The sequence below is a fragment of the Pseudomonas sp. LBUM1646 genome, assembly GCF_059716165.1.
Genome location: NZ_CP166810.1, coordinates 6,026,316 through 6,052,623, shown reverse-complemented (window position 1 = coordinate 6,052,623; position 26,308 = coordinate 6,026,316). Strand labels below are relative to the sequence as shown.

General features: G+C 59.8%; 23 protein-coding genes. 10 read left to right on the top strand and 13 right to left on the bottom strand.

Features of this window, described 5'->3' with window-relative positions; translation table 11 throughout:
- Positions 1-4: 4 nt before the first annotated feature.
- The 3 genes from ybeY to miaB all read right to left on the bottom strand — a co-directional run bounded on the left by ybeY (position 5) and on the right by miaB (position 3,030).
- On the bottom strand, positions 5-499 hold the full coding sequence (gene ybeY / locus ACA071_RS27615) for an rRNA maturation RNase YbeY (RefSeq protein WP_497641960.1): 495 nt from the start codon (positions 497-499) through the stop codon (positions 5-7).
- A complete protein-coding gene (locus ACA071_RS27610) occupies positions 492-1,496 on the bottom strand; it encodes a PhoH family protein (RefSeq protein ID WP_497641959.1) in 1,005 nt (334 codons plus the stop codon). Before ACA071_RS27610 ends, ybeY begins: the two co-directional genes overlap by 8 nt.
- A 205-nt stretch (positions 1,497-1,701) precedes the next feature.
- Positions 1,702-3,030: a tRNA (N6-isopentenyl adenosine(37)-C2)-methylthiotransferase MiaB gene (gene miaB, locus ACA071_RS27605; RefSeq protein ID WP_167370432.1), complete on the bottom strand. Its 1,329-nt coding sequence runs from the start codon at positions 3,028-3,030 to the stop codon at positions 1,702-1,704.
- 134 nt (positions 3,031-3,164) lie between these two features.
- Here miaB and ACA071_RS27600 point away from each other — a divergent pair, with 134 nt between their 5' ends.
- Positions 3,165-3,494: a DUF1820 family protein gene (locus tag ACA071_RS27600; protein WP_007894425.1), complete on the top strand. Its 330-nt coding sequence runs from the start codon at positions 3,165-3,167 to the stop codon at positions 3,492-3,494.
- A 132-nt stretch (positions 3,495-3,626) separates the two neighbouring features.
- Here ACA071_RS27600 and ACA071_RS27595 read toward each other — a convergent pair whose 3' ends face one another.
- The 4 genes from ACA071_RS27595 to ACA071_RS27580 form a co-directional block, all read right to left on the bottom strand.
- Positions 3,627-4,181 (bottom strand): tetratricopeptide repeat protein, encoded by a 555-nt coding sequence (locus tag ACA071_RS27595; RefSeq protein ID WP_497641958.1) that lies wholly within the window; start codon positions 4,179-4,181, stop codon positions 3,627-3,629.
- A gap of 224 nt (positions 4,182-4,405) precedes the next feature.
- The gene (hemL, locus tag ACA071_RS27590; protein ID WP_497641957.1) at positions 4,406-5,689 is read right to left on the bottom strand and encodes a glutamate-1-semialdehyde 2,1-aminomutase; all 1,284 of its coding nucleotides are present in this window, start codon (positions 5,687-5,689) and stop codon (positions 4,406-4,408) included.
- 31 nt (positions 5,690-5,720) lie between these two features.
- Complete coding sequence (gene thiE, locus ACA071_RS27585; RefSeq protein WP_497641956.1) at positions 5,721-6,344, bottom strand: thiamine phosphate synthase; 624 nt, start codon at positions 6,342-6,344, stop codon at positions 5,721-5,723.
- Positions 6,345-6,376: 32 nt separating this feature from the next.
- Positions 6,377-7,174 carry a hydroxymethylpyrimidine/phosphomethylpyrimidine kinase gene (locus ACA071_RS27580; protein ID WP_054052463.1) on the bottom strand — a complete coding sequence of 266 codons (798 nt, stop codon included), beginning with the start codon at positions 7,172-7,174 and terminating at the stop codon, positions 6,377-6,379.
- Positions 7,175-7,598: 424 nt separating this feature from the next.
- Between ACA071_RS27580 and ACA071_RS27575 the strand changes: the two genes are divergently transcribed.
- From ACA071_RS27575 to ACA071_RS27560, 4 genes are all read left to right on the top strand, one after another.
- Positions 7,599-9,983, top strand: a complete 2,385-nt coding sequence (locus ACA071_RS27575) for a hybrid sensor histidine kinase/response regulator (protein ID WP_497641955.1) — start codon at positions 7,599-7,601, stop codon at positions 9,981-9,983.
- 72 nt (positions 9,984-10,055) lie between these two features.
- Entirely contained in the window at positions 10,056-11,705 is a 1,650-nt protein-coding gene (locus ACA071_RS27570; protein WP_497641954.1) for an acyl-CoA dehydrogenase family protein, read from the top strand.
- A gap of 117 nt (positions 11,706-11,822) precedes the next feature.
- On the top strand, positions 11,823-13,322 hold the full coding sequence (gene amn, locus ACA071_RS27565; RefSeq protein ID WP_177332738.1) for an AMP nucleosidase: 1,500 nt from the start codon (positions 11,823-11,825) through the stop codon (positions 13,320-13,322).
- Positions 13,323-13,390: 68 nt separating this feature from the next.
- On the top strand, positions 13,391-14,026 hold the full coding sequence (locus ACA071_RS27560; RefSeq protein WP_497641953.1) for a pseudouridine synthase: 636 nt from the start codon (positions 13,391-13,393) through the stop codon (positions 14,024-14,026).
- On the opposite strand, the gene ACA071_RS27555 is transcribed toward ACA071_RS27560, so the two are convergent.
- Positions 14,021-14,227: a DUF2788 domain-containing protein gene (locus ACA071_RS27555; protein ID WP_054052468.1), complete on the bottom strand. Its 207-nt coding sequence runs from the start codon at positions 14,225-14,227 to the stop codon at positions 14,021-14,023. The two genes, ACA071_RS27560 and ACA071_RS27555, sit on opposite strands and share 6 nt — an antisense overlap.
- A 271-nt stretch (positions 14,228-14,498) precedes the next feature.
- Positions 14,499-14,978: an Lrp/AsnC family transcriptional regulator gene (locus ACA071_RS27550; protein ID WP_007937367.1), complete on the bottom strand. Its 480-nt coding sequence runs from the start codon at positions 14,976-14,978 to the stop codon at positions 14,499-14,501.
- A gap of 746 nt (positions 14,979-15,724) precedes the next feature.
- Between ACA071_RS27550 and ltrA the strand changes: the two genes are divergently transcribed.
- Positions 15,725-17,041, top strand: coding sequence for a group II intron reverse transcriptase/maturase (gene ltrA / locus ACA071_RS27545; protein ID WP_497641952.1), 1,317 nt, complete (start codon positions 15,725-15,727; stop codon positions 17,039-17,041).
- Between the two features lie 206 nt (positions 17,042-17,247).
- Entirely contained in the window at positions 17,248-18,342 is a 1,095-nt protein-coding gene (locus tag ACA071_RS27540) for a DUF6515 family protein (protein WP_497641951.1), read from the top strand.
- Here ACA071_RS27540 and ACA071_RS27535 read toward each other — a convergent pair.
- Both ACA071_RS27535 and pmcY read right to left on the bottom strand, forming a co-directional pair.
- On the bottom strand, positions 18,339-19,232 hold the full coding sequence (locus tag ACA071_RS27535) for a cation diffusion facilitator family transporter (RefSeq protein ID WP_497641950.1): 894 nt from the start codon (positions 19,230-19,232) through the stop codon (positions 18,339-18,341). The two genes, ACA071_RS27540 and ACA071_RS27535, sit on opposite strands and share 4 nt — an antisense overlap.
- Positions 19,233-19,261: 29 nt before the next feature.
- Entirely contained in the window at positions 19,262-19,681 is a 420-nt protein-coding gene (pmcY, locus tag ACA071_RS27530) for a periplasmic Zn2+ metallochaperone PmcY (RefSeq protein ID WP_497641949.1), read from the bottom strand.
- Between the two features lie 253 nt (positions 19,682-19,934).
- On the opposite strand from pmcY, the gene ACA071_RS27525 reads away from it, so the two are divergent.
- The 3 genes from ACA071_RS27525 to hrpB all read left to right on the top strand — a co-directional run bounded on the left by ACA071_RS27525 (position 19,935) and on the right by hrpB (position 24,272).
- Positions 19,935-20,936, top strand: a complete 1,002-nt coding sequence (locus ACA071_RS27525; protein ID WP_497641948.1) for a hypothetical protein — start codon at positions 19,935-19,937, stop codon at positions 20,934-20,936.
- Positions 20,930-21,682, top strand: coding sequence for a hypothetical protein (locus ACA071_RS27520; protein ID WP_497641947.1), 753 nt, complete (start codon positions 20,930-20,932; stop codon positions 21,680-21,682). The genes ACA071_RS27525 and ACA071_RS27520 overlap by 7 nt, the downstream gene beginning before the upstream one ends.
- A 70-nt stretch (positions 21,683-21,752) precedes the next feature.
- Entirely contained in the window at positions 21,753-24,272 is a 2,520-nt protein-coding gene (gene hrpB / locus ACA071_RS27515) for an ATP-dependent helicase HrpB (RefSeq protein WP_497641946.1), read from the top strand.
- A gap of 50 nt (positions 24,273-24,322) precedes the next feature.
- Here hrpB and ACA071_RS27510 read toward each other — a convergent pair whose 3' ends face one another.
- Together ACA071_RS27510 and ACA071_RS27505 are read right to left on the bottom strand one after the other, a co-directional pair.
- A complete protein-coding gene (locus ACA071_RS27510; protein ID WP_497641945.1) occupies positions 24,323-25,402 on the bottom strand; it encodes an endonuclease/exonuclease/phosphatase family protein in 1,080 nt (359 codons plus the stop codon).
- A 75-nt stretch (positions 25,403-25,477) separates the two neighbouring features.
- Complete coding sequence (locus tag ACA071_RS27505) at positions 25,478-26,152, bottom strand: YciC family protein (RefSeq protein WP_169372946.1); 675 nt, start codon at positions 26,150-26,152, stop codon at positions 25,478-25,480.
- Between the last annotated feature and the right edge of the window lie 156 nt (positions 26,153-26,308).

Genomic DNA, 26,308 nt, shown 5'->3' with positions numbered 1-26,308 from the left:
GCGATTACTCTGAATCCTTTGTTGTAACGATAGGGGATGTGTCTGTTTCGTCGTCCGCGTAAGGGTCGGGATAGCCCAACTCAGCAAGCAACGTTCGTTCCAGTGCTTCCATTTCCTCGGCTTCGTCGTCATCTATATGGTCGTAACCAAGCAGATGCAAGCAGCCGTGAATGACCAGATGCGCCCAGTGGGCCTTTGGTTCCTTGCCTTGTTCCGCGGCTTCACGCTCGACCACCGCCACGCAGATCACCAGATCGCCCAGCAGGGGAATGTCGAGAAACTCGTCGGGGACATCGGCCGGAAACGACAAGACGTTAGTGGCGTAGTCTTTCTGCCGCCAGGTGAAGTTGAGTTCGCGGGCTTCTTCTTCATCGACCAAACGGATGGTCATTTCGGAATCGGCAGTGCGCTGGCGCAGGGCCAGTTCGCACCATTGGCGGAACTCGGCTTCGTTGGGAACAGGCGCTTCGGTGGCCAGTTGCAGATCAAGCTCAAGCATCGTGGCGTTTGTCCTTTGGCGCTTCATCGGCTACCCGATTTTCGAAGCGCTCGTAGGCTTCGACAATGCGTTGCACCAGCGGATGGCGTACGACGTCCTTGGGCTTGAAGTGAGTGAAGCTGATGCCCGGCACGTCCTTGAGCACTTCGATCACATGGTGCAGCCCGGACTTGGTGCCTTTCGGCAGGTCGACCTGGGTGATGTCACCGGTGATGACCGCAGTGGAGCCGAAGCCGATGCGGGTCAGGAACATCTTCATCTGTTCGACGGTGGTGTTCTGGCTTTCGTCGAGGATGATGAAACTGTTGTTCAGCGTGCGACCGCGCATGTAGGCCAGCGGTGCCACTTCAATGACTTGGCGCTCGATCAGCTTGGCCACGTATTCGAAGCCGAGCATTTCATACAGGGCGTCGTACAGCGGACGCAGGTATGGGTCGATCTTCTGCGACAGGTCGCCGGGCAGGAAGCCGAGTTTCTCGCCCGCTTCAACCGCCGGGCGCACCAGCAGGATGCGGCGAATCTGTTCGCGTTCCAGCGCGTCTACCGCGCAGGCAACGGCCAGATAGGTCTTGCCGGTACCGGCCGGGCCGATGCCGAAATTGATGTCGTTCCCGAGGATTTCCTTCACGTAGCGCAGTTGATTCAAGCCGCGAGGGCGAATCATGCCTTTCTTGGTGCGCAGGGCGACGGAAGGTTCGGCGGGGGAGATGTTGTCCATTTCCTCGACGGCCGATTCCTGCAGGAACAGATGAACCGTATCCGGCGACAGCTCTGAACCCTTGGTTTCCCGGTACAGGCGGCGGATCAGGTTTTCCGCGGAGGTGGTGTGCTTGGGTTCGCCGATCAGTTCGAACTGGTTTCCGCGATTGCGGATCTCGATGGTCAGGCGCTGTTCGATCAAGCGCAGATGCTCGTCGAATTGCCCGCACAGATTGGCGAAGCGGCGAGCCTCAAAGGGCTCGAGGATGAAACGATGTGGTTCGATGGGTGCGTTCAAGGTCGTATTTAGCCGCCCTGGGGCAATTAAGATGAAATCAAGGATAACGCCAGTGGGCTGGGTGCGAAAGCTCTTAAATAACCCGCCGTCGATCACCGCCCCTGTAGGAGCAAAGCTTGCTCGCGATGAACGATAACGCGGTCTATCAGATAGACCGCGGCGTGGCCATCGCGGGCAAGCCTTGCTCCTACAGGTTGTGTGGTGATTATTGAATCAGCGAGCCCCGCAACGAGTGCGGCTGTGCGGCATCAATGTGCACGTCGGCGAACTGACCAATCAGGGTTGGATTGTCGCAGCGGAAGTTGACGATACGGTTATTCTCGGTCCGACCTTGCAGCTCGCCGGGGTCTTTTTTCGAATAATCGGTCACCAGGATGCGCTGGGTCGAGCCGACCATTTGTCGGCTGATCTCGAAGCCTTGCTGGTTCAGGCGATGCTGCAGGGCGTTCAGGCGTTCTTTTTTCAGCGCTTCCGGTGTTTCGTCGGCCAGGTCTGCTGCCGGAGTGCCCGGGCGCTGGCTATAAACGAACGAGTAGGAGAAGTCGAAACCGACATCTTCGATCAGCTTCATGGTCTGTTCGAAGTCTTTCTCGGTCTCGCCCGGGAAGCCGACGATGAAGTCGGAACTGATGCAGATTCCCGGCACTGCGGCCCGCAGCTTGCGCAGTTTGGATTTGTATTCCAGCGCGGTGTGGTTGCGCTTCATCGCCGACAGAATGCGGTCAGAGCCCGATTGCACCGGCAAGTGCAAGTGTTTCACCAGTTCCGGCACGTCGGCGTGGGCCTGGATCAGGCTGTCGGAGAATTCCAGCGGATGCGAAGTGGTGTAGCGAATCCGGTCGATGCCATCGACGGCGGCGACCACGCGGATCAGTTCGGCGAGATCCGCCAGGCGACCATCGTGAGTAGTGCCGCGATAACCATTGACGTTCTGCCCCAGCAGGGTCACTTCGCGCACGCCGTTTTCGGCCAGGTGAATGATCTCGGCGATCACGTCGTCGAACGGACGGCTGACTTCTTCACCGCGGGTGTAGGGCACCACGCAGAAGGTGCAGTACTTGCTGCAACCTTCCATCACCGACACATAGGCGCTCGGGCCATCGATGCGCGGCTCGGGCAGGTGGTCGAACTTTTCGATTTCCGGGAACGAGACGTCCACTTGCGGCAGCTTGGTGGCGCGGGCGGCGTCGATCATTTCCGGCAGGCGGTGCAGGGTTTGCGGGCCGAAGACTACGTCCACGTACGGTGCGCGGTCGCGGATAGCGGCGCCTTCCTGGCTGGCCACGCAACCGCCGACGGCAATCACCATGTCCGGGTTGGCGAGTTTCAGTTCGCGCCAGCGACCGAGCTGGGAATACACCCGGTCCTGGGCGCGTTCGCGGATCGAGCAAGTGTTGAGCAGGATCACGTCGGCATCTTCAGCGCGAGCGGTGACTTCCAGGGCCTGGTGTTCACCCAGCAGATCGACCATGCGCGAGCTGTCGTACTCGTTCATCTGGCAACCGTGGGTTTCGATGTAAAGCTTCTTGGCCATGGACAGAGTCATCACGTGATTCAAAGAACCGCGCATTATAGGGAACATGTCCCCAGGTTCCTACCGTTGTGCGTCCGGCGGCTATGCTATAGTTCGCGCCCTCATTTTTATCCCCAATGTGTTGCCCGCCCACCATGACCAAACGTGAAGCCCCAATCTACAAGGTGATTTTCCTCAACCAGGGCCAGGTGTACGAAATGTATGCCAAGCAGATCTATCAAAGTGATCTGTGGGGCTTCCTGGAAGTGGAAGAGTTCGTCTTTGGCGAGCGCACGCAAGTGGTCGTCGATCCGAGCGAAGAGAAACTCAAGGCTCAGTTCGAGGGCGTGGTGCGCAGTTTTGTGCCGATGCATTCGATTGTGCGCATCGATGAAGTCGAGCGCCTGGGTACGCCGAAAATCAGCGAAGCCCGTGGAGCGGTCGGCAATGTGATGCCGTTTCCGATGCCGATGCCTGAGAAGTAGATCTTTTAACCGTGGCGCCCCAATCGCGGGCAAGCCTTGCGCCTACAGATTGTGTAACCCCGAATTCGGGCAACACGAACCCTGTACGAGCAAGACTTGCCCGCAATTGCGTCAGTAAGGTCGATACAGAGATCAGGGCAACGGCGAAAACGGTGTACGCCCATCCGCGCTTTGCAATTCCATCAGATATTTACGGAAGATTTGCCCCAACACCTGCGTGGCAACTTCCAGATCTTCGCGGGGCATTTTCTCGGCGACTTCGTCGGCGGTGTCCAACGCATCTTCTGCGCCGTTGACCGCGGCCATTTTCAGCACGATGTATGCCTGAACGTTATTGGCCTGCACGCCTTCGCCGTGGAAGAACATGGTGCCGAGTTTGAATTGCGCCTGGGCGTGGCCCTGCAGCGAGGCCTTTTCGAAGAATTTCAAGGCTTTATCGAGGTCGCGCGGCGTGTTTTTGCCGTCGTAGTAGAACTCACCCAACTCGTATTGCGCTTGCGCATCCCCTTCATCCGACGCTTTCTGGCAGGCGGCAAGCGCTTGCGTCAGGTCTTGCGGCTGAGTATTGAGGGTGCAACGACCCATCGCTGGGATTAACAACGAGTTGCCGCCTGCTTGTGCGAGCGCGAGCAGGGGCTGAAGGAGCAACAGGCAGCCCAGTGCAAGGGCGCGGCCGGTGCGGTTCATGGGAATCGACTTACCTCTGAAGGGCGCGCGGACCCATCGAGGGATCCAATAAGCGCGCATTATGAAATAAGCAGGGCCAACCTTACAAAGTCTTTACTCGTTTTTCTGCTGCGCGGGGAATATATCACCCACTTTGCGGGAGATTATTGGCACAAGGGCAGGAAAAGAGGCAGGAATGTAGGTGAAAGCTGACGCCGGCAATCGCCAACGTCAGCGGCGCAGCGTTATTTCAGGGCGGCGAATGCGCGCTCGGCAGCGTCCAACGTCAGTTTCAGCTCAGTTTCGCCGTGGGCGATCGAGGTGAAGCCGGCTTCGAAAGCGCTCGGCGCCAGGTACACGCCACCTTCCAGCATCAGGTGGAAGAAGCGCTTGAACAGGTTGGCGTCGCTGGACATCACGTCATCAAAAGTCACGATGTCGTCGGCGCCGCTGAAATACAGACCGAACATGCCACCCGCTTGTGTGGTCACGAACGGAATCCCGGCCGCATCGGCACGTTGTTGCAGGCCGTCGAGCAGGCGGCTGGTGTAGTCGCTCAGTTCGGCGTGGAAGCCCGGACGGCTGATCAGGCGCAGGGTGGTCAGGCCGGCAGCCATGGCCAGCGGGTTACCCGACAAGGTGCCCGCCTGGTACACCGGGCCCAGTGGCGCGATGTGCGACATGATTTCGCGCTTGCCACCGAAGCAGCCAACCGGCATGCCGCCGCCGATGATCTTGCCGAAGGTGCTCAGGTCCGGCGTCACGCCGAAGTGCGCTTGTGCGCCGCCGAGAGCCACGCGGAAACCGGTCATCACTTCGTCGAAGATCAGCACCACGCCGTGCTTGTCGCACAGGGTCCGCAGGCCTTCGAGGAAACCCGGTGCCGGTGGCACGCAGTTCATGTTACCGGCGACTGGCTCGACGATGATGCACGCCACGGTCTGGCCGACTTCGGCAAGCATGACTTCCACGGCATCGATGTCGTTGAACGGCAGGGTCAGGGTGTGTTTGGCGAAGTCAGCAGGGACACCCGCCGAACTCGGTACGCCTTGGGTCAGCAGACCGGAACCGGCCTTGACCAGCAGGCTGTCGGAGTGACCGTGGTAGCAACCTTCAAACTTGATGATGGCGTCGCGGCCAGTGAAACCACGGGCCAGGCGAATCGCGCTCATGGTTGCTTCGGTGCCGGAGCTGACCATGCGCACCATTTCCATCGACGGCACGATCGAGCAGACCAGGTCGGCCATCTCGGTTTCCATCGCGGTCGGCGCGCCGTAGGACAAACCGTGTTCCAGCTGTTTACGCACCGCGTCGAGCACGTCCGGGTGGCTGTGGCCGAGGATCATCGGGCCCCAGGAACCGACGTAATCCACATAACGCTTGTCGTCTTCGTCGGTGACGTAGGCGCCTTCGGCGTGTTTGAAGAACAACGGCGTGCCGCCAACGCTCTTGAACGCGCGAACCGGCGAGTTCACGCCACCGGGAATGTGTTTCTGGGCATTGGCAAACAGGGTTTCGGAACGAGACATGATCGGGCTCTCAAATCGGATTTTAAGCTACTTAAATAGAAAGCAGTTCGTTGAAGGCGCGAGCGCGGCGGGTCACTTCAGCCGTGCTCTCGGCACCAAACAGGCCATGCACCACCGCCAACAGATCGACGCCGTGGGCCACCAGTGGCGCGGCGTTGTCCAGGGTGATGCCACCGATCGCACAGATCGGCAGGTGCAGTTTGCTGCGGGCTTGGTCGAGCAGGTCGAGGCTGCAGGTTGGTGCGCCGGGTTTGGTGTTGGAATTGAAGAAGCGGCCGAACGCGACGTAACTGGCGCCTTCTTTAGCCGCTTGTTCGGCGAGTTCGAGTTGCGCGTGGCAAGTCGAACCGATGATCGCCTGGCGACCGAGCAGCGCGCGGGCCGGGGTCAGCGGGCCGTCGGTCTGGCCCAGGTGTACGCCGACGTTCAGGCGTGCGGCCAGCTCGGCGTCGTCGTTGATGATCAGTTGAGTCTTGTAGCGATCACACAAGTCGCGCAGGGCTTCGGCCTCACGCAAGCGGCGAGCCTCGTCGCTGCTCTTGTCGCGGTATTGCAGCAGGATGACGCCGCCTTCCAGCGCCGCCTCCACGTACGAAAGAAATTTACCGGCCAGCAACTGGCTATCGGTAATGGCGTACAGGCCACGTAGTTTCATCGGACAAGCCTCGGCGCTTTACGCATCAAAAGTTACGAACAGAAATCCAGCGGCAGGCGGCGCGGTACAAACTGGCCTTTACCCAGTTGCTCGGCATCACGCAGGGTGCGCCACGTGTAGTTAAGCGCGGTCTGCACGGCACTGGCGAGGTTTTCGCCCTGGGCCAGACGACCGGCCAAAGCGCTGGCCAGGGTGCACCCGGAACCGTGATAACTGCCGGGCAAGCGCTGGCAAGTAAAGGTTTCGCGGCGACCGTCGCGGCTGTACAGGCGATTGTGGATTTCGTGTTCGTCGCCATGGCCGCCGGTGATCAGCAGGTGTTTGACGAACGGCAGGAGTTTTTCAGCGCACTCGTCCGCGGTGCCGTCGGGCAGTTCGGCGAGGATCCGGGCTTCGGGAAGGTTCGGGGTGGCGATGATCGAGAGCGGCAGCAGGCGCTCGCGCATGGCGTAGCCGACTTCGTCTTTACCCAGGCGTCCGCCGCCACCGGCGCGCAGCACCGGGTCGCAGACCACCGGCAAGTGCGGGTGCGCCGAGAGCAGTTCGACCACGGTGTCGACCATTTCCAGGGAACCGAGCATGCCCAGTTTCACGGCCGCGACTTCGGAGTCGTTGAGCACGGCGTTGGCCTGGGCCAACACCCATTCACGGTCGAGGACGCGGAAGTCAGTGACGTTGACCGTGTCTTGCACGGTCAGGGCAGTGACGGCCGGGGCCGCATGACAACCCTGGGCGAGCAGGGCTTCGATATCTGCCTGCAAGCCGGCGCCACCACTTGGGTCGTGGCCGGAGAGACAGAGGACAACGGGGCGAGAGCTGTAGATATTCATGGTGCGCGAGCTTACCACCAGTCGACCAGCGAGTCATGACGCCCCCTGTCGCAAACGCCGAAGCCCGAGTTCGGCTCATGTAGCAGCTGCCGAGGCACGAGGCTGCGTTCGGCTGCGAAGCAGTCGTGAAATCAGACACCGCGGTGTTTCAGGAAGACCGCGTGCGCAGGTTTGGCGACTGCTTCGCAGCCGAACGCAGCCTCGTGCCTCGGCAGCTGCTACGGGCCAACAGCTCTATCTCAATACGCTGCGCTGGAACGCCCGTTCTAGAGCCTCTACAGGAAAAATTTCAATGGTGCTCAATGGCCATCAACGGCTATGCTAGAGTGGATCCAAACCAATAACAGGTAATACCGGTTTTACGTCTACTCAAAAGGAATGGGGGGCTTCCTGACACGACCGGACAGGCCACGCTGGGGCTTAAATGCGCTATTTGCTGATGTTGCTGTTGTGCTTGCCCCTCCTGGCGAGCGCCGTTGAATTTGACGAATTCACCCAGAGCCTTCCCCTGGGTCGAACCCTGCAGGTGTACGAAGACGCGGGCGGTCAGGCGACCATCGCCGATGTCCGTGCGCAAGCCGCTGCCGGAAACTTCAAGACCCACGATAAAGCTACGCTCAACGCCGGTTATTCGCGTTCAGTGTTCTGGCTGAAAATCGACCTGCAGTACCGTCCGAGCAACCCGAACGCGCAACGGACCTGGCTGCTGGAACTGGCCTATCCGCCCCTCGATCACCTTGATCTGTACCTGCCTGATGCCAGTGGCGACTATCAGTTGACCCGCCGCACCGGCGATGCCCTGCCGTTCGCCAGTCGCGAGATCCGCCAGAACAACTACCTGTTCAATCTGAATTTCCAGCCTGATCAGGCGCGAACTGTGTACCTGCGCCTGCAAAGCGAAGGCTCGATCCAGGCGCCGGTCACCTTGTGGTCGAGCACCGCTTACCTCGAAGAACAGCCAGTGCGCCTGTATGTGCTGGGGCTGATTTACGGCGTGTTGCTGGGGATGGTGGTTTACAACCTGTTCATCTTCCTCAGCGTGCGCGACACCAGTTACCTCTATTACATCTTCTATATCGCCTCGTTCGGCTTGTATCAGCTGTCGGTGAATGGCGCGGCGGTGGAGTACTTCTGGCCAAACGATCCCTGGTGGGCCAACGCCGCGACGCCGTTCTTCATCGGTTGCGCAGGACTGTTCGGCAGCCAGTTCGCCCGCAGCTTCCTGCAAACCGCGCAACACAGCCGCTGGCTCGATCGCGTGCTGTTGGCGCTGATTGCGTTTGGCGCGGTAGTGGTCGGGTTGTCGTTGATGACCAGTTATGCACTGGCCTTGCGCCTGGCAACGACCCTGGCGTTGCTCTTTACCGTGGTAATTTTTGCCGCCGGGATCTTCGCCTGGGCACGCGGCCTGCGGGTGGCGCGTTATTTCATCATCGCCTGGTCGGCGTTTTTGCTCGGCGGCGTCGTCAATACCATGATGGTGCTGGGTTACCTGCCGAATGTGTTCCTGACCATGTACGCGAGCCAGATCGGCTCGGCGATTGAAGTGGCGTTGCTGTCCCTGGCGCTGGCCGATCGCATCAATGCCATGCGCGAGCAGCAAGCACAAACCCTGTTCGATGCCGGGCAAAAGCTGGAAGTGCTCAACCAGCAACTGGCCCGCAGTAACAAGCTCAAGGATGAATTCCTCGCGACCCTGACCCACGAATTGCGCACACCGATGAACGGGGTGATCGGTTCGCTGGAATTGATGCAGACCGTCGAGATGGACCCGGAGCTGGAGCAATACCAGCAAACCGCCGCCAGTTCAGCGCGGGACATGATGCGGATGGTCAACGGCATCCTTACCCTGACCGAGTTGCAGGCCGGCAAGCTCAAGGCTTACCCGGATACCTTCAGCTTGCGCGGTGTGGTCGAGACTTTGCGCACACAGTTCGAGGGTAATGCGTCGAGCAAATCCCTGGACTTCAAGGTCGAGGTGACCCCGGGGTTGCCGGATCGGCTGATCGGCGACGGCAGCAAAATGGCTCAATGCCTGGAATGTCTGCTGGATAACGCCATCAAGTTCACCCGGGTCGGCGGCGTCGCGCTGCGGGTGACAGGCAAGACGACTGAGGAGGGGCGCCTGGCCCTGACTTTTGCGGTGATCGATACTGGCATTGGTTTTACCGATCTGGGGGAGGCGACGATGTATCAGCGTTTCTTCCAGCTCGACGGCTCGATGACCCGCGAATACGGTGGCCTGGGGGTTGGCCTGGCAATCTGCCGACAACTGGTCGAATTGCTCGGTGGGCGCCTGACCCATCGCTCCGAACCGGGACGCGGCAGTCGCTTCCAGCTCGATGTCGAAGTTGAGTTGCCGGTGGTCGAGCGCACGCCAACGCCCTTGATGACCCGTGAGACCCTGCGTCTGCGGCTGCCGCAGGACTGCACGGTGTTGCTGGTCGATGACAACAGCATCAATCAATTAGTGATGCGCGGGATGTTGCTCAAACTCGGGTTCCGGGTGCGATCCGCCGACAGCAGCGCGGCCGCGCTTGATCATTTGCAGCGGGAAACCTTCGATGCGGTGGTGCTCGATTGTCAGTTGCCGGCTCAGGACGGCGCGTCCCTCTGCTGCCAGATCCGTGGCTTGCCGGGGTGTTCGGAAGTGCCGGTGTTCATGGTCGCCTTGGGCGTTGATCGGGAACGTTGCCCAAATGGCGCGCTGATCGACTACCTGAGCAAACCGGTGAAATTCGAAGATTTGCAGGCGGCGCTTTACCGTCGGGTGCTTTGTCCAGAACAAGGTGAAAGCGCCGACATTTAGGCAGGTATGACACTTTGTTCAGCCAAGGGGCGGTGCTTAACTGAATTCCTGGCTGACCAAAGGAGCCCCGTCATGAACCTGCATCAGTTCGCCGAAACCCACGAAGTCACCAACCAGCCGCCGTCGCTCGACGGCACTAACCTGTATCGCATCGACCTGCCGTTGCAGGAGTGGTCGCGACGGTTTGGCGCCGGTTGGGCCGAGTCGCGGATTGACGCGTACGGCGCACTGGCCGGCGGGCCGCTGATGGAAGCCGGGTTCCTGGCCAATCAGAACAAACCGGTGTTTGTCAGTCACGACCGTTATGGTCATCGCATCGACTTGGTGGAGTTTCACCCGGCCTATCACGAACTGATGCGCACCGCCGTCGAGCACGGCCTGACCTCGTTGCCTTGGGCGCATCCGCAGCCCGGCGCCCACGTTGCACGGGCCTCCATGAGTTACCTGCACAGTCAGGCCGAGGCCGGCAGCGGTTGCCCGCTGACCATGACGTTCGCCAGCGTCCCGGCGATGCGCCTGCAACCGGATCTGGCCGAGCAATGGCTGCCGAAAATCCTCGCCACCGAATACGACCCGCGCAATGTCGGCATGGCCCACAAGGCCGGCGTTACCATCGGCATGGCCATGACCGAGAAACAGGGCGGCACCGACGTGCGGGCCAACACCACCAAGGCGTACCCGGTCGGCGCCAGCGGTCCGGGCCAGGCCTATGAGCTGGTAGGGCACAAGTGGTTCTGTTCGGCGCCGATGTGCGATGCCTTCCTGACCCTGGCCCAGACCGACAAGGGCCTGACCTGTTTCCTGCTGCCGCGCCATCGCCCGGACGACACGCGCAATCAGTTCTACATCCAGCGCCTGAAAAACAAACTCGGCAATTGCTCCAACGCCTCCAGCGAAGTGGAATTCCGTGGCGCGCTGGCGTGGATGATCGGCGAAGAAGGCCGGGGTGTGCCGACCATCATCGAAATGGTCGCCATGACCCGCTTCGATTGCATGGTCGGTTCCAGCGCGCTGATGCGCCAGGCCCTGACCCAGGCCAGCCATCATTGCGCTCACCGCACGGTCGGCGGCAAGCTGCTCAGCGAACAACCGTTAATGCAGAACGTACTGGCCGACCTGGCCCTGGAAAGCGAAGCCGCCCTGGCGCTCAGCCTGCGTATGGGCAAGGCGCTGGATCATCTGGATGACAGCCATGAAGCCAAATTCGCCCGGTTGGTGACGGCGGTGGGCAAGTACTGGATCTGCAAACGCGCGCCGGGAATGATCAACGAAGCCGCCGAATGCATGGGCGGCGCCGGTTATGTCGAAGAAAGCATCCTGCCGCGTCTGTACCGTGAGGCACCGGTGAACTCGACGTGGGAAGGTTCCGGCAACGTGCAATGCCTCGACGTGCTGCGGGCCTTGTCGAAAGAGCCGGGTGTGCTGGATGTGCTGTTCAGCGAGCTGGGCGATGGTCACGGCGACAAACGCCTGGCCGCGCACATCACTCAATTGCAGGCAGCGTTCAAGGACACCAGCGACATTCAGTATCGCGCTCGGCAACTGACTGAGGACATTGCGCTGGGCTTGCAGGCGAAGTTGTTGCTGGAAGCGGGGAATGCGGCGGTCAGTGACGGGTTTATCGCCAGCCGGCTCGGTTCGGCTGGAAGGGTGTATGGCGCGTTGCCGCGTGGGCTGGATGTTGAAGCGATTGTCGCTCGTTCAACTCCGCAAGGTTTTTGAAGGACGAAAAGATCGCAGCCTTCAGCAGCTCCTGCAGGTGCTCGATGAATCCCTGTCGGAGCTGCCGAAGGCTGCGATCTTTTTTCGCGGTTCCCGTCAGACGACGATGCAGGCAAGATGAAGGTCTGCAAGTCAGAACACAGGAAGCTGATCGTGACCGAAGCGTTTATTGTTGTTCAAACCGCCGAACAAGCCGTAGACCGGCTCGCCGCCCTGCATGAGCAGGCAACCTCTGCGCTGAATCAGGCGCTCAAGCGTTACCTCAAGGATCGTGTCGAACCGGACGCTGAACAGCGTGCGATGTTTCGTTATCCCGAACTACGCCTGACCTACCTCTGTCAGGGCGAAGTCCCACAAACCACCCGCGCTTACGCCAAGGTTCAGTTGCCCGGGACCTACAGCGTCACCGTCACCCACCCGGCAGCTTTTCGTAAATACCTGCTGGAACAACTGGTTCCCTTGATGCACGACTTCACCGTCACGGTGGAAGTCGGCGTGAGCAAGCAGAACATTCCTTATCCGTACGTGGTCGAGCAGGGCGATGAACTGGCCGGTTCCGGCGTCACCGCGGCCACGCTGGCGCGGGTGTTCCCGAGTACCGACCTGTCCGCCGCCACCGACGGCATCGCCGATGGCTTGTACGACTGGGAAAACACCGATCCGCTGCCCCTGGCGCTGTTCGATGCGGCACGGGTGGATTTCTCCCTGCGCCGGCTGGTGCATTACACCGGCAGCGACTGGCGTCATGTACAGCCGTGGATCCTGCTGACCAACTACCACCGCTACGTTGACCAGTTCATCGTCCATGGCCTGGAGCAACTGCGCAGTGATCCGCGTTTTGTGCGCATGGTCTTGCCGGGCAACGTGATCATCGAAAAGAGCATGGACCACGGCGAAGCCTCGGCGATTGCCGCGGGCGTGGTCTGGCACCGATACCAGATGCCGGCCTATCACCTGATCGCCAGCGATGGCCACGGTGTGACATTGGTAAACATCGGCGTCGGCCCGTCCAACGCCAAGAACATCACCGACCACCTGGCCGTGCTGCGTCCACATTGCTGGCTGATGATCGGCCACTGCGGCGGCTTGCGTCAGTCCCAGACCATTGGCGACTACGTGCTGGCTCACGCCTACATGCGCCGCGACGGGATTCTCGACCGGGTCGTGCCGCCGAATATTCCGATCCCGGCCCTGGCCGAAGTGCAGATGGCGTTGCAGCAAGCGGCGGCCAACATCACCGGCGAGAAGGGCGACGAGCTGAAAAAACGCCTGCGCACCGGCACCGTGCTGACCTACGACGACCGTAACTGGGAGCTGCGCTGGGCTCAGGAGCGACCGTTGATCAACCTGTCCCGCGCTGTAGCCGTGGACATGGAAAGCGGCACCATCGCCGCTCAGGGTTATCGCTTGCGGGTGCCGTACGGCACGTTGCTCTGTGTCTCGGACAAACCGTTGCACAGCGAAATCAAGCTGCCGGGTTCGGCCAACGCCTTCTATGAGCGCGCGGTCAGCCAGCACTTGAAGATCGGTATCGAGGCGGTGGATCTGTTGCGCACCGAGCTCAACTCGTTGCACTCGCGCAAACTGCGCAGCTTCGACGAGCCGCCGTTCCGCTAACAGTCATGGTCATTTGACGGTCGGGGCACTAGCATTGTCAGCCCTGACCGTTAGATGTTCCTTTTCCCATGTCTCGTCCTCCACGTCCCGTTTCCCGCCGCCCAGGCGCGAATAGCCCACAATCAGCCCCGCGCCGTGTCGCCAAAGCGCCGCCGGCCGAGCCGAAGCTGATTCTGTTCAATAAACCGTTCGATGTGCTGACGCAATTCAGCGACGGTGAAGGGCGGGCGACGCTCAAGGATTTCATCGATATTCCCGGCATCTACCCGGCTGGCCGGCTGGACCGCGACAGCGAAGGTTTGCTGCTGCTGACCAACGACGGCCAGCTTCAGGCGCGGATCGCCGACCCGAAACACAAACTGGCCAAGACCTATTGGGTGCAAGTGGAAGGCGAGCCGAGCGCCGAGCAGTTGCAGCGCTTGCGCGATGGCGTCGAGCTGAACGACGGCATGACCTTGCCCGCCGAGGCGCGACAGCTTGCAGAGCCAGAGCTGTGGCCGCGCAATCCGCCGGTGCGTTTTCGCAAAAGCGTGCCGACCACTTGGCTGGAGCTGGTGATTCGTGAAGGGCGTAACCGTCAGGTGCGGCGCATGACTGCGGCGGTCGGTTTGCCGACGTTGCGTTTGGTGCGGGTCAGAATCGGCGACTGGTCGATCGAAGGGCTCGATCAGGGCCAGTGGAAGGAAGTGCCGGCGCGGTTATGAATGGTTTTCGATGTAAGCGATGACCACGCTTTTGATGATGAACGCAAAGATTCCCAGGCCCAGCACGAAGAACAGAATCATGGTGCCGAACTTGCCGGCCTTCGATTTCTTCGCCAGGTCCCAGACGATGAAACCCATGAAAATGATCAGGATGCTGACCAGGCCAGTCATCATCCACTCTTCAAATACTGCAGGATCCATCGTACATCTCCAGCGCGGGCGGGGCTAAAAGGGCGGGGGCGAGTATACGCCTATGGGGAATGGCGGGGCATTGACCTGCGTCGGTGTGTCGCGGTCATTGGTCGCTCTGGAGAGTGATCGTTCCCACGCTCTGCGTGGGAATGCATCTTGTGACGCTCTGCGTCACGATTCACGCCGGACGCGGAGCGTCCGAGGCAGCATTCCCACGCGGAGCGTGGGAACGATCATCGCGCATAATCTGTAGGAGCGAGGCTTGCCCGCGAAGGCGTCCTCAGCTGCGCAGATGCGTCAGCGGCAACTCGGTGCTGTTCAACACCTGATTCAACACAAAACTCGACCGCACACTTGTCACCCCTTCAATCCGGGTCAAATGCCCCAGCAGCAGTTTCTGGTAGTGATCCATGTCCGGCACCACCACCTTGAGCTGATAGTCGGCATCCATTCCGGTCACCAGGCTGCATTCCAGCACTTGCGGCAAGGTCCGAATCGCCGCTTCGAAGTTTTCAAAACGTTCGGGTGTATGGCGATCCATGCCGATCAGCACGTAAGCCGTGAGGCTCAGGCCGAGCATCTTGCGGTCCAGCAAAGCCACCTGGCGGGAGATGTAGCCGTCGTCTTCCAGCTGTTTGACGCGGCGCGAGCAAGGCGAAGGCGACAGGCCGATGCGTTCGGCCAGCTCCTGGTTGGAGATGCGCGCGTCACGCTGCAATTCCGCCAAAATGCTCAGGTCGTAACGGTCGAGTTTGCTCATCAATCAATCCTTTGTCGTAACTATTGCGGAGGATTATCTATCCAGGGTTAAAAATTGCGCAAGTGATGTTTATTTGAGCAATCTTCGCAATCCTGTACCAGCGCCCCAGGCCTATTCTTATTACCAGAATCACTGCTCGGACAAACAGTCCACAGCGGCTCGCCCAATCAGGCCAGCTGCGGCCGCCACCCCCACCGGGGATGTGCCGGCCCCCGAGCTACACACTGTCCAGAAGACGGCGTGAGGTGAGCCGACGTCATAAGCGTCGAGCACGGACGAAGTTCTCAAAGGGAGGCCGACGGGTCTCCCTTTTTTATGTGCGCCCAGCATGGGCGCAATCTTGTGGGTGAAAGTCCCGCCGTAAGCTGACCACAGCGAACGAAGTGAAGCGCAACTGCATGAGGGCGACCGAGTGTGGGGAGGAAGCGTGAATCGAAGCCATGAGCCGATGGACAAGAATCGGATACAAGGCGAAGCCGATCAGGGCGAGCGGGCATAAAACCGCGAAGCTCTTGTGGTCAAGGATCAGGCTGCGTAAATCCGGCGGTTGTGTGGTGAAGGATTGCGTCCTTACCTGGGGAGATCTCGCCTTGCGCCTGAAAGGGCGACGGTGCGAATCGGAGCGAGAAGTCAGCAGAGGTCGTAGTAGTCATCTTTTTTTTGACGAAGGGCCAAACGAGAGAAAGCGTTATAGGCCATGTTGATGCGAGAAACCGGAAGTCAGATGCCTGCCAAACGCGGGGCGGATGGAGACTGCGAACGGTGAAGCCGTGAGAAGCTCCGTCAGCGACGAGGTCAATCGCCCGCAAAATGAAACCGACAACGCAGGGCAAGGGCTGCTGAAGCGGGCCTTTGCGAAAGAGAACTTGAAACGGGCGTGGAAGCGGGTCAAAGCCAACAAAGGGGCAGCAGGTATCGATGGTCTGGATATTGAACAGACCGCCGAATATTTGTTGAGCCAATGGCCGAGGATTTGTGAGCAGCTTCTTTCAGGCGCCTACCGGCCCAGCCCGGTAAAGCGCGTAGTCATTCCCAAACCTGACGGCGGTGAACGCGAGTTGGGTATCCCGACGGTTACCGATCGGCTGATTCAACAAGCGTTGCTGCAAGTCTTGCAGCCATTACTTGATCCAACTTTCAGTGAACACAGCTACGGCTTTCGTCCGGGGCGTCGTGGGCAGGACGCCGTTTTGGCGGCTCAGCGTTACGTATCCTCAGGCCGAAAAGTGGTCGTGGATGTAGACCTGGAAAAGTTCTTCGACCGGGTTGATCACGACATTTTGATTGATCGTTTACGCAAACGGATCACGGATCGGGCGGTTATCCGACTGATTCGGACTTATCTGGACGCGGGGACGCTGATCAATGGAGTGATCGAGAAAAGCCGCTGCGGGGCGCCGCAAGGCGGCCCGCTGTCGCCGTTACTGGCGAACGTGCTGCTGGATGAAGTGGATCGAGAGCTTGAGCGTCGAGGTCATTGTTTCGTGCGCTATGCCGACGATGCGAATGTGTATGTTCGTAGCCAGAAGGCCGGGCAGCGAGTGATGGCCCTGCTGAGGCGGTTGTACGAAAAGCTGCACTTGAGCGTCAACGAGAGCAAGAGTGCAGTGACGAGTGCGCTTGGTCGTAAGTTCTTGGGCTATGAGTTATGGACGGTCCGAGGCGAAGTCAGGCGCGCAGTCTCTTACAAGGCGCAAAAGCAGTTCAAGCAGCGTATCCGCTGGCTCACTCGACGATCGTGCGGTCGCAGCTTGCAACAGATCGCAGATAATCTTCGGCCCTATCTTCTGGGTTGGAAAGCTTACTTCACGTTGTCGCAAACACCTGCGGTCTGGCGCAAGCTGGATGAGTGGATACGACATCGATTAAGAGCAATCCAACTCAGGCAGTGGAAACGGGGCCCTAAGATATATCGCGAGCTTCGAACGCTGGGGGCGAGTCAACAGGTGGCAGTCAGGGTGGCCAGCAACTCTCATCGCTGGTGGCGTAATAGCCGTTTTGAGTTAAACCGTGTGCTGAATATTGCATGGTTCGACAGGCTGGGATTGGTACGTCTCTCATAACCTCAATCTCTCGAACCGCCCGGTGCGGACCCGCATGCCGGGTGGTGTGGCAGGGGAGCGGCCTGAGAAGGCCGCCTCCTATGCCGATTGCGTGCAAATTGTCGTCGCCGCTCAATAAATAAGTTGCGTGACTGATAACCTGTTGCAGAACCGGTCTGTGCTTTCCCAGTCTTAAGTACAAGCCCTAACCCGCAGTGAGGAAGAGCATGAAGTCGCGCATCTGGCGTTTGGCCGGTGTTGGTTTGCTGTGTGTAAGTGTCAGCGCGCAATCGCTCGCTGATGATCAGGAAAGCCGCAGCCCCCATGGCGGGCAGCGCGGGCCGGAGCATCAGGGTAATAATCAGGGGCATGGCGGCGATAATCAGAATCAGCCGCGCCCGCAAAATAACCCACAACAAAATCAGCCGCGGCCGCAGAACAATCCGCAGCAGAATCAACCGCGTCAGCAGAACAACGAAATCATTCGTGGCGAGAACAGTCGCCAGTTCGAGCACAACGGCCAGAACCGGAACGACGGCCAATGGCAGAACCGTCAGCCTCACGATGCCAGCACCCAGGTTCGACCTGCACCGCCGCCGCCACAACTACCGGCCAATAGCCTGCCGATCCAGGGCCGGCCCGATACCGTGCGCCAGACCCAACAACCTCGCTACGGTAACTATCAGGACGTGCCGCGCCGCAACGATAACAACCAGCATTGGCAGAACGGCAATCAGGGCCCGCGTCCCGATGACCATCGCTGGGAAGGTCGTCCGAGCGGACATGGCAACGGTTGGGGCTCCGGTCCGCAATATCGTCCGGGTCATGTGATCGATCGCTTCCCGGATCGCAACTTCCGTGTGCCGTACCGTGGCCAGGATTACTTCTACTCCGGCGGCTACTGGTATCGCCCGCAAGGTCCGCGCTACGTAGTAGTTCAGCCGCCGCGCGGGATTCGCGTGCACTACATGCCCGACTACGCCCGTGAGGTGTGGATTGGCGGGGCGCTGTTGTTCCTCGCGGCCGGTTCTTACTACGCCTACGAACAAAGCACTCAGGATTACGTGGTGGTCGAACCGCCGGTAGGCGCCCCGCAACCGCAACCGACCAGCAACGGCATTGACGTGACGGCGTATCCGGCCAACGGCCAGTCGCCGGAACAGGTCGCCCAGGACGGTTATGAGTGCTCGCAATACGCGGTGCAGCAAAGCGGCTTCAATCCGCAAACCGCGACCTACCAACCCGACCCGTCGGTGGTGCAAGCCTACCGCCAGGCCCAGGGCAACTGCCTGAGCAGCCGCGGTTATCAGGTGACTTTCTAAGCCTTGGCCGCCAGCACCACTTCCTGCGGGTCGGCGTGCACCAGCACTTCGGCTCGCGGGTAGGCGGCGTGAATGGCATCGGCGGCTTGATCGCTGATGCCGTGAGCGACTGACAACGTCAACTCTCCCGGCAATTCCAGATGCAACTGTACAAACCAGTGGTTACCGGAAATCCGCGTGCGCAAGTCATGCGCGCCCAGTACTCCTGGTACGCCGCACGCCAGTTCCAGCATGTGCTGACTGACATCCGCCGGCAGTTCTTCATCCATCAGCACTGCAAAACTTTCCCGGGCGATCTGCACTGCGCTCCAGAGGATGTACACGGCAATCCCCAGACCGAACCAGGCGTCCAGTTGGTGCCAGCCGAACCCGGCCAGCACCAGCGCGACCAGAATGCTGCCGTTGAGCAACAGATCTGAACGGTAATGCAGGGAGTCGGCGCGCACGGCATTGGAGCCGGTGGCCTTGATGACCCGATGTTGCAGCATCAGCAAGGCCACGGTCAGCGCGAGGGAAAAAATGATCACGCCGATGCTGATCCACGGCGCGCCCACCGGTTCCGGATGTTTCAACCGCTCGAAGGCCTGGAAGGCAATCAACACCGCACTGCCGCCAATGAACAGCGCCTGAGCCATGCCCGACAGCGATTCAGCCTTGCCATGGCCGTAACGATGATCGTCATCGGCCGGCCGCAAGGCGTAATGCACCGCCAGCAGGTTGAGCAGCGAGGTGATGCCGTCGAGTGCCGAGTCCGTCAACCCGGCGAGCATGCTCACCGAACCGCTCAGCCACCAGGCGATGGATTTGGCAATGATCAACATACAGGCCACCGCCACGGAGGCGCGGGTCGCCAACCGCAGAAGGCGAGCGTGTTCGAGGCTGGTGGTCATGGGTACGGCTTTTCCTTTAAGTGCACGGATTACGCAGCAGGTTGCAGCCCGAACATGGCCAGTTGCTGAGTGCTGCCCTTGTGCTGGATCAGGCGTGGGTCGTCGAGCGGGAAGCTGCGGCCCAGTTCGGTTTCAAGAATAGTCTGCAACTTGCGGTTATCGACCTGGCCGTCCGGGCCGATCGCTTCCTTGAGTTTTTCCGGCGCAACCTGGGCAGTCTTGCCCGGTTCGTAATAAATCGCACCGGTGGCGAAGTCCACGGCGAAAGCGATCAGGCCAGGGACGATGTAGAACAGCAGGCCGACGGCATCGAGAACTGCGATGGCCGGGTCGATCTTGCCGTCGATCTGGCCGCGACGGTCCGGGTAGAAAATCGATCCGCAGGCAGTCACCTGGGTCAGCAGGGTGGCGACCAGAACACCGCCAATCAGGCGAAAGGGAATACGCATAGGAAATCTCCTGGGTCATTTGAAAACGAATGGGCATCTATATGAATTAGGACTGTGATTAATGCCAAGCAGTTCGCCGTTATACTCGCCGCTCTGTTTGGGAGCCAGCATGATTTCTTTGCCGATTGATGAAGTTTTACCCGCTCTGCGTGAAGCCTTGGTGATATGCATTGATGCTGTTTTTGGTAACGCAATAATTGCACAGTAACATCCTCGCTGTTACTGTGCGGAAAACACGTTACCGGGCGCTGAAATGAAAACCAGCCGGCAAGAGATTCAAAATTACTTCGAGTCGATTTTCGGGGCCAGGCCCGAAATCAAACGTTGGACAAAGTCCAAGCAATTACCCTTCTACCTCTTGGATGAATACGCCTTCGATACCGTGACGCTTTATGGTCGCGAGATCCTTGTACTGCTCGCCCAAGAACCTTTTGAAAATGCGGTGAAGATTCGCAAGCACCTCGATATTCTGAAAAAAACTGTAGATCAGCCGATTCTCTATGCGACCGGCGCCCTTAAATCATTTGAGCGTAAACGTCTTATCGAGTCCGGCGTCGAGTTCGTTGTACCCGGCAATCAGCTCTTTGCTCCACAGCTTGGACTGGATCTACGTGAGTTCTATCGCAGCAGACTGCTCGAAAAAAACGCCATGAGCCCTGCGAGCCAAGCGTTACTCATCGCTGCCATTATCCGTGGCTGGGATGAGGATTATTTGTTTCGAGGTGTAGACCTGGCTGATCTCGACCAGTACTCCAAAATGACCACTTCGAGGGCGATGAAAGAATTTCAATCGTTCGGATTGATAGAGCCCGCCATCAATGAAAAGTCGCCGCGCTGGCGCTTTGTCGCGTCTCCAAAAATCATCTGGGAAAAAGCCCTGCCGGTGATGCAGAGCCCGGTGAAACGTGTGGTTTTTTCTGACTGGCCTCCCTTGATACAGCGAGCAGCCGGTCTGTCGGCGCTCAGCAAAGCTTCCTTGCTTGAGGAACCGTTGATTCCAGTCATCGCGTTCACCAAAGAAGGGTGGGACCGGGAGGTTCTGCGTTCGGGCCGTAAAGAAATCGGCCAGCTCGATAACGCACATTTTGAGATTGAAATCTGGAGTTACTCACCCGACCACATTCGCGGCGAAACCTGTGTTCCAGTGTCGAGCGAGAGCGTTGATCCCCTCTCTCTCTTTCTCAGCCTGAGGCTTGCTGCTGATGAAAGAGTCCAGATCAGCCTTGATGAAATGATGGAGAAAATCGAATGGTAAAAGGGTTGGATACCTTTCGCGCAGCCTTCGCCGGCTATGTTGATCGATATGTACTCATCGGCGGCGTTGCGGCCAGCCTGACACTTGAAGAAGCCGGCATCACGTTCCGAGCGACACGTGATCTGGACATCGTCCTTATCGTTGAGGCTTTGGATGACGTGTTCGGTGCTGAATTCTGGGAGTTTGTAAGGCGTGGAGGTTACACGGAACGTCAGGCGCTTGATGGACCGACAAGGCGCTACAGATTCGGCAATCCCACCGATGACAGCTACCCCGTACTTCTGGAGTTATTTTCACGAGCTCCGGAAGGCTTGTTACTGCCAGAAGGTGCTCATCTGACTCCGGTACCTGTAGACGGAGAAATTTCCGACCTGTCTGCAATCCTGCTCGACGAGGCCTATTACGCATTTATCGTCGCGGGTCGCAGTGACACGGAGGATCTTTCCTATATCGGTGTCGATCGACTGATTCCGCTTAAAGCACAGGCTTGGACTAACCTCAGTCGCCCTGAATGTGCAGAGCCAAACGCGGGCCGCAAGAGCAATAAACACCTGAAAGACATTGTTATTTTGTCGGGTCTTCTTTCCGCGGATGCTGACTTTGAGCTGCCAGCAAGCATCGCAGACGATTTGCGGCAATTTCTGGAGGTTATGCCTTCGTTGACCGTCGACATGAAAGCGATGGGGATGCGTGGGGTTACCTTGCTTGAAATAGCAGAACGCATACGGACAGCTTTCAACGTCTAGTTTCTGAACATGCGACCGCATCGGGAGTGGGGCTTCGCCGTTATACTTTCCGGCTTGTCCGGGAGCCAGCATGATTTCTTTGCCGATTGATGAAGTTTTACCCGCCCTGCGTGAAGCCTTGGCGACACGCCACGAAGCCGTGCTCGAAGCACCGCCCGGCGCCGGTAAAACTACCCGCGTGCCATTGGCCTTGCTCCACGAGCCGTGGCTGGCTGGGCAGACGATTCTGATGCTCGAACCGCGTCGCCTTGCGGCACGGGCGGCGGCGGAGCGTTTGGCCAGTGAGTTGGGCGAGAAGGTCGGCGAAACCGTCGGCTATCGCATTCGCCTCGACAGCAAAGTCGGCCCCAACACCCGCATCGAAGTGGTCACCGAAGGCATTCTCACCCGGCGTTTGCAGGATGATCCGGCGCTGGATGGCGTGGGCCTGCTGATCTTCGACGAATTCCACGAGCGCAGCCTCGACGCAGACCTGGCGCTGGCCCTGAGCCTGAATGGCCGGGAGCTCTTTCGCGAAGACCAACCGCTGAAAATCCTGCTGATGTCGGCCACTCTGGAAGGCGAACGCCTGGCCGGGTTGCTCGATGACGCGCCGATCCTGCGCAGCGAAGGGCGCATGTACCCGGTGGCGATGCGCTGGGGGCGGCCGTTCCAGCCCGGTGAATTCATCGAGCCACGGTTGGTGCAAACCATCCTCGAAGCCTTGAATGATGAAACCGGCAGTGTGCTGGTGTTCCTGCCGGGGCAGGCGGAGATCCGTCGGGTGCATCAACAGCTGGCCGATGCGCTGGGTGAAAGCACGCAGGTTTTGCTCTGTCCGTTGCACGGTGAGCTCGATCTGGCCGCGCAACGTGCCGCGATCGATCCGGCGCCTGCTGGTAAGCGCAAAGTGGTGCTGGCCACCAACATTGCCGAGACCAGCCTGACCATCGACGGCGTGCGCGTGGTGATCGATGCCGGGTTGGCGCGGGTCCCGCGTTTCGACCCCGGCAGCGGCATGACCCGCCTCGACACTCAGCGCATCTCGCGCGCCAGCGCCACTCAGCGTGCAGGCCGGGCCGGGCGCCTGGAACCGGGGGTGTGTTATCGGTTGTGGTCGCAGGATCAGCACGAACAACTGGCGGCGTACGCCAGTGCCGAAATTCTCTCGGCGGACCTTGCCGGGTTGGCGTTGCAGCTCGGTCGCTGGGGCGTGTCACCGGGTCAATTGGTCTGGCTCGACGTGCCGCCTGCGGCCGCTTATGCACAGGCTCAGGATTTGCTCGATCGCCTCGGCGCACTGGACGGCGAAGCGTTGACCCGGCACGGCCAGGCAATGGCCGAACTGCCGGCGCATCCGCGTATCGGCCACTTGCTGTTGCGCGGTCAGGCGTTGGGGCTGGCGGACATGGCGTGCGATGTCGCGGCCCTGCTGGGTGAGCGGGATATCTTGCGCGGTGCCGGCGCCGATCTGCACAGTCGCTTGGTGCTGTTGTCCGGCGAAGAGCGCGCCGCTCGCGGTGCTCAGGGTGGCGTGCAACGGGCTCGGCAATTGGCACGGCAGTATCGCGGCTACTTGCGCGGGAAAGCCTCTGAGCCAGTCAGCGACCCGGATCATCCGCGTTGGCTTGGCGCGCTGCTGGCGTTGGCCTACCCGGATCGGGTCGCGCAACAGCGGCGGGCCGGTGGCGCTGAGTATCGTTTGGCCAACGGCCGGGCGGCGTTGTTCGCCGAGGCCGACAGTTTGATGAAGCAACCGTGGCTGGTGATTGCCGATCTCGGCAGTCGCCAGGGCCAGCGTGAAGAGCGGATTTATCTGGCGGCGGATTTCGATCCGGCGTTGTTCGATTCGGTATTGGCCGAACAGGTGCGCTGCGTTGATCAGTTGGATTGGGACGAGCGTGAAGGCGTGCTGCGGGCCGAGCGCCAGCGCAAGGTTGGCGAGTTGATCCTCAGCCGCGAACCCTTGACCGGCCTCGACGAAACCGCCCGCAGTCAGGCGCTGGTCAATCTGGTGCGGCGCAAAGGACTGGAGCTGTTGCCGTGGACCCCGGAGCTGCGTCAGTGGCAGGCGCGGGTGGCGTTGTTACGGCAACTGGACCTTGGCGCGAAGGGTGAAAGTGAATGGCCGGATGTCAGCGACGCCGCGCTGCTCAAAAGCCTTGAACACTGGTTGATGCCGTATCTGGGGAAAGTCTCGCGGCTCAGTCACTTCGCCAATCTGGACCTGTCGAGCATCGTCCATAACCTGCTGCCGTGGCCATTGCCGCAACGGCTGGATGAACTGGCGCCGCATCATTTGAGCGTGCCGTCCGGTTCATCGATTCGGCTCGATTACAGCGAGCAGCCGCCGATTCTGGCGGTGCGTTTGCAGGAACTGTTCGGTCTGGCCGAGACCCCACGCATCGCTGGCGGCCGGCAAGTGGTCAAGCTGCACCTGCTGTCCCCGGCGCGACGGCCGGTGCAGGTGACCCAGGATCTGGCGAACTTCTGGCGCAGCACCTATGCCGAGGTGAAGAAGGATTTGAAGGGGCGCTATCCGAAACATTACTGGCCGGATGATCCGCTGGTGGCCGAGGCGACGGCGCGGATCAAGCCGCGTAAAAGCTGAAGATCAAAAGATCGCAGGCTTCGCCAGCTCCTACATTGGAATGCGATCTTTTAAGGTGCTGTCGGCAACAAAAACCGCGCAATCACCGGCAAATGATCGGAAATCCGCAACGTATCGTCCTGCCGCACCGTAGCCTCGACCCGCTTGATCCGCGGACTGTAGAACAGGTAATCAACTGTCCGGTCCGGGCCATTCAAACCGGGGTCGTTCGGGTAATGGGTCAGCCATTGCGCCCGATCGATACCGCTGGCTTCGTTGTTGGTAGGAATCATCGGGTATTTGTCCCACAGCACATGCAGTGCACTGTCGGCGGAGTAGGGCGTGCGTTGCTCGGCGGGCAGGCGTCGGTATTGGCCCAGCGGCAAGAGATTGAAATCCCCACCGATCAGCCACGGCGTGCCACGGCTTTCGTACTTGTCGAGGACCTTGGCCACGGCTGTCACCTGCGGCTGCAGGGTGTCATCAGGCTGGAGGATGCGGTCCAGATGGGTGTTGAACACTGCGATCTGCCCGCCATCGCTCAACGGCAGGTACGTCACCAGCAAAGCATTTTTCGGTTTGAACTGACGGCTGATGAAGTTGGCCTGCATCACAGGCAATTGCAGGCGCTCGGCATGTTCGATCTGGTAGCGGCTCAGGGTTGCCAGTTGTCGACCGACGCTGCCGAAGATATGCGGCTCAGGGACGAAGTCGGCTTTCCAGTCGAAGGTGTGAGCACTGCATGGGAACAGGTCGGCGACTCGTTCCTGCAACAGTTTGAACTGATCCTGATAGTCGCTGGCCTTGGCGCCGTTATCGAGTTCCTGCAGCAACACGATGTCCGGTTGCTCATCACGAATTACCCGCGCCACTTCATCGAGGCTGAACGCCATGTCTTCGAGCGTGGGGTTTTCGTCATCGCCCTGGGCCAGGTCATTCCAGAACACGTACCGTTTGCCCGCCAGGTACTGGACGTTCCAGGTCATCACCTTCAAGGCCTGACCGGGCACCAGGGTCGGCGCCTTGGCGTTGCAACTGACTGGCAACACTTCCTTGGCTTCGGGTCGCCAGGTCACGCTGTAGATCAACAGGCCGATCAAGCCGACGAGCAGCAGCAGGCTCAACAGGGTGTAGCGCAGTAGACGGGTCATTGGCTCGGCTTATAGCGTTACAAAGATGACCCCGAGCATACCCGAGAGCAGTGCCCGCGCCCAAGGGTAGAGCGGTCAGACCGTTCCGTCGTTTTTGTCAGGCGCTTCGCCGATCAACATGAACAGGCGGAACAGGACCACGCTGGTGAACAGTTGCAGGAAGCTGTGGGCGCTGTCGATCAGCAAGCCGAGCACCGGGTTTTGTGGCTCCGGGTAGACCTCCAGGCTGGCACCCTTGAGCAGCCATAACGGCGCCATCACCGCCAGGATGCACACCAGGATGCGCAGGAAATGGCCGCGGGTCAGGCGCAGGCTTTCCTTCATCGCCGCCAATGGCGCCAGGCCGCGCAGCACCAGCAAATACTCGGCGAATGCCAGGGTCACCATCAGCCAGATGCCGGGCAGGAAATACAGCGACAGGCCAATCAGGATCAGCAGCGTATTGAGCGCGGTGAGCAGGGCGAAGCGCGGCCACAGGGTCGCGGACATGGCCAGCAGGTCGCGGATGCGCGGCGATTCGCCACGGCTGCGGGCGTCGAGAAACAGGATCAGCGCGGCGGTGTACAGCGGATACACCAGCAAACCGACGATCACGCTGTACCCAGGGAAACTGTCCGGTTCGGTGGTGTTGTCGACGATTTGTTGCAGGAACGCCTCGAAAATCACCAGCGGCAGGCACAGTTGCACGATCTGGCCCAGATTGCGCTTGAAGAAATACAAGGAGTCACGCAGCACTTCGAACGGATTCATCAGTCGGTATCGCAGGTTAAAAGCAGTCCCACACTTTAACCGATGACACGCCGGGGGGCGCAAACGTAAACGTTAGGTAAAGGACATTGAAACATCCTGTTGCAGCCCCATAACTGTCAGGCACCTTATCCACAGTGGATGAGGGTGACGATATTC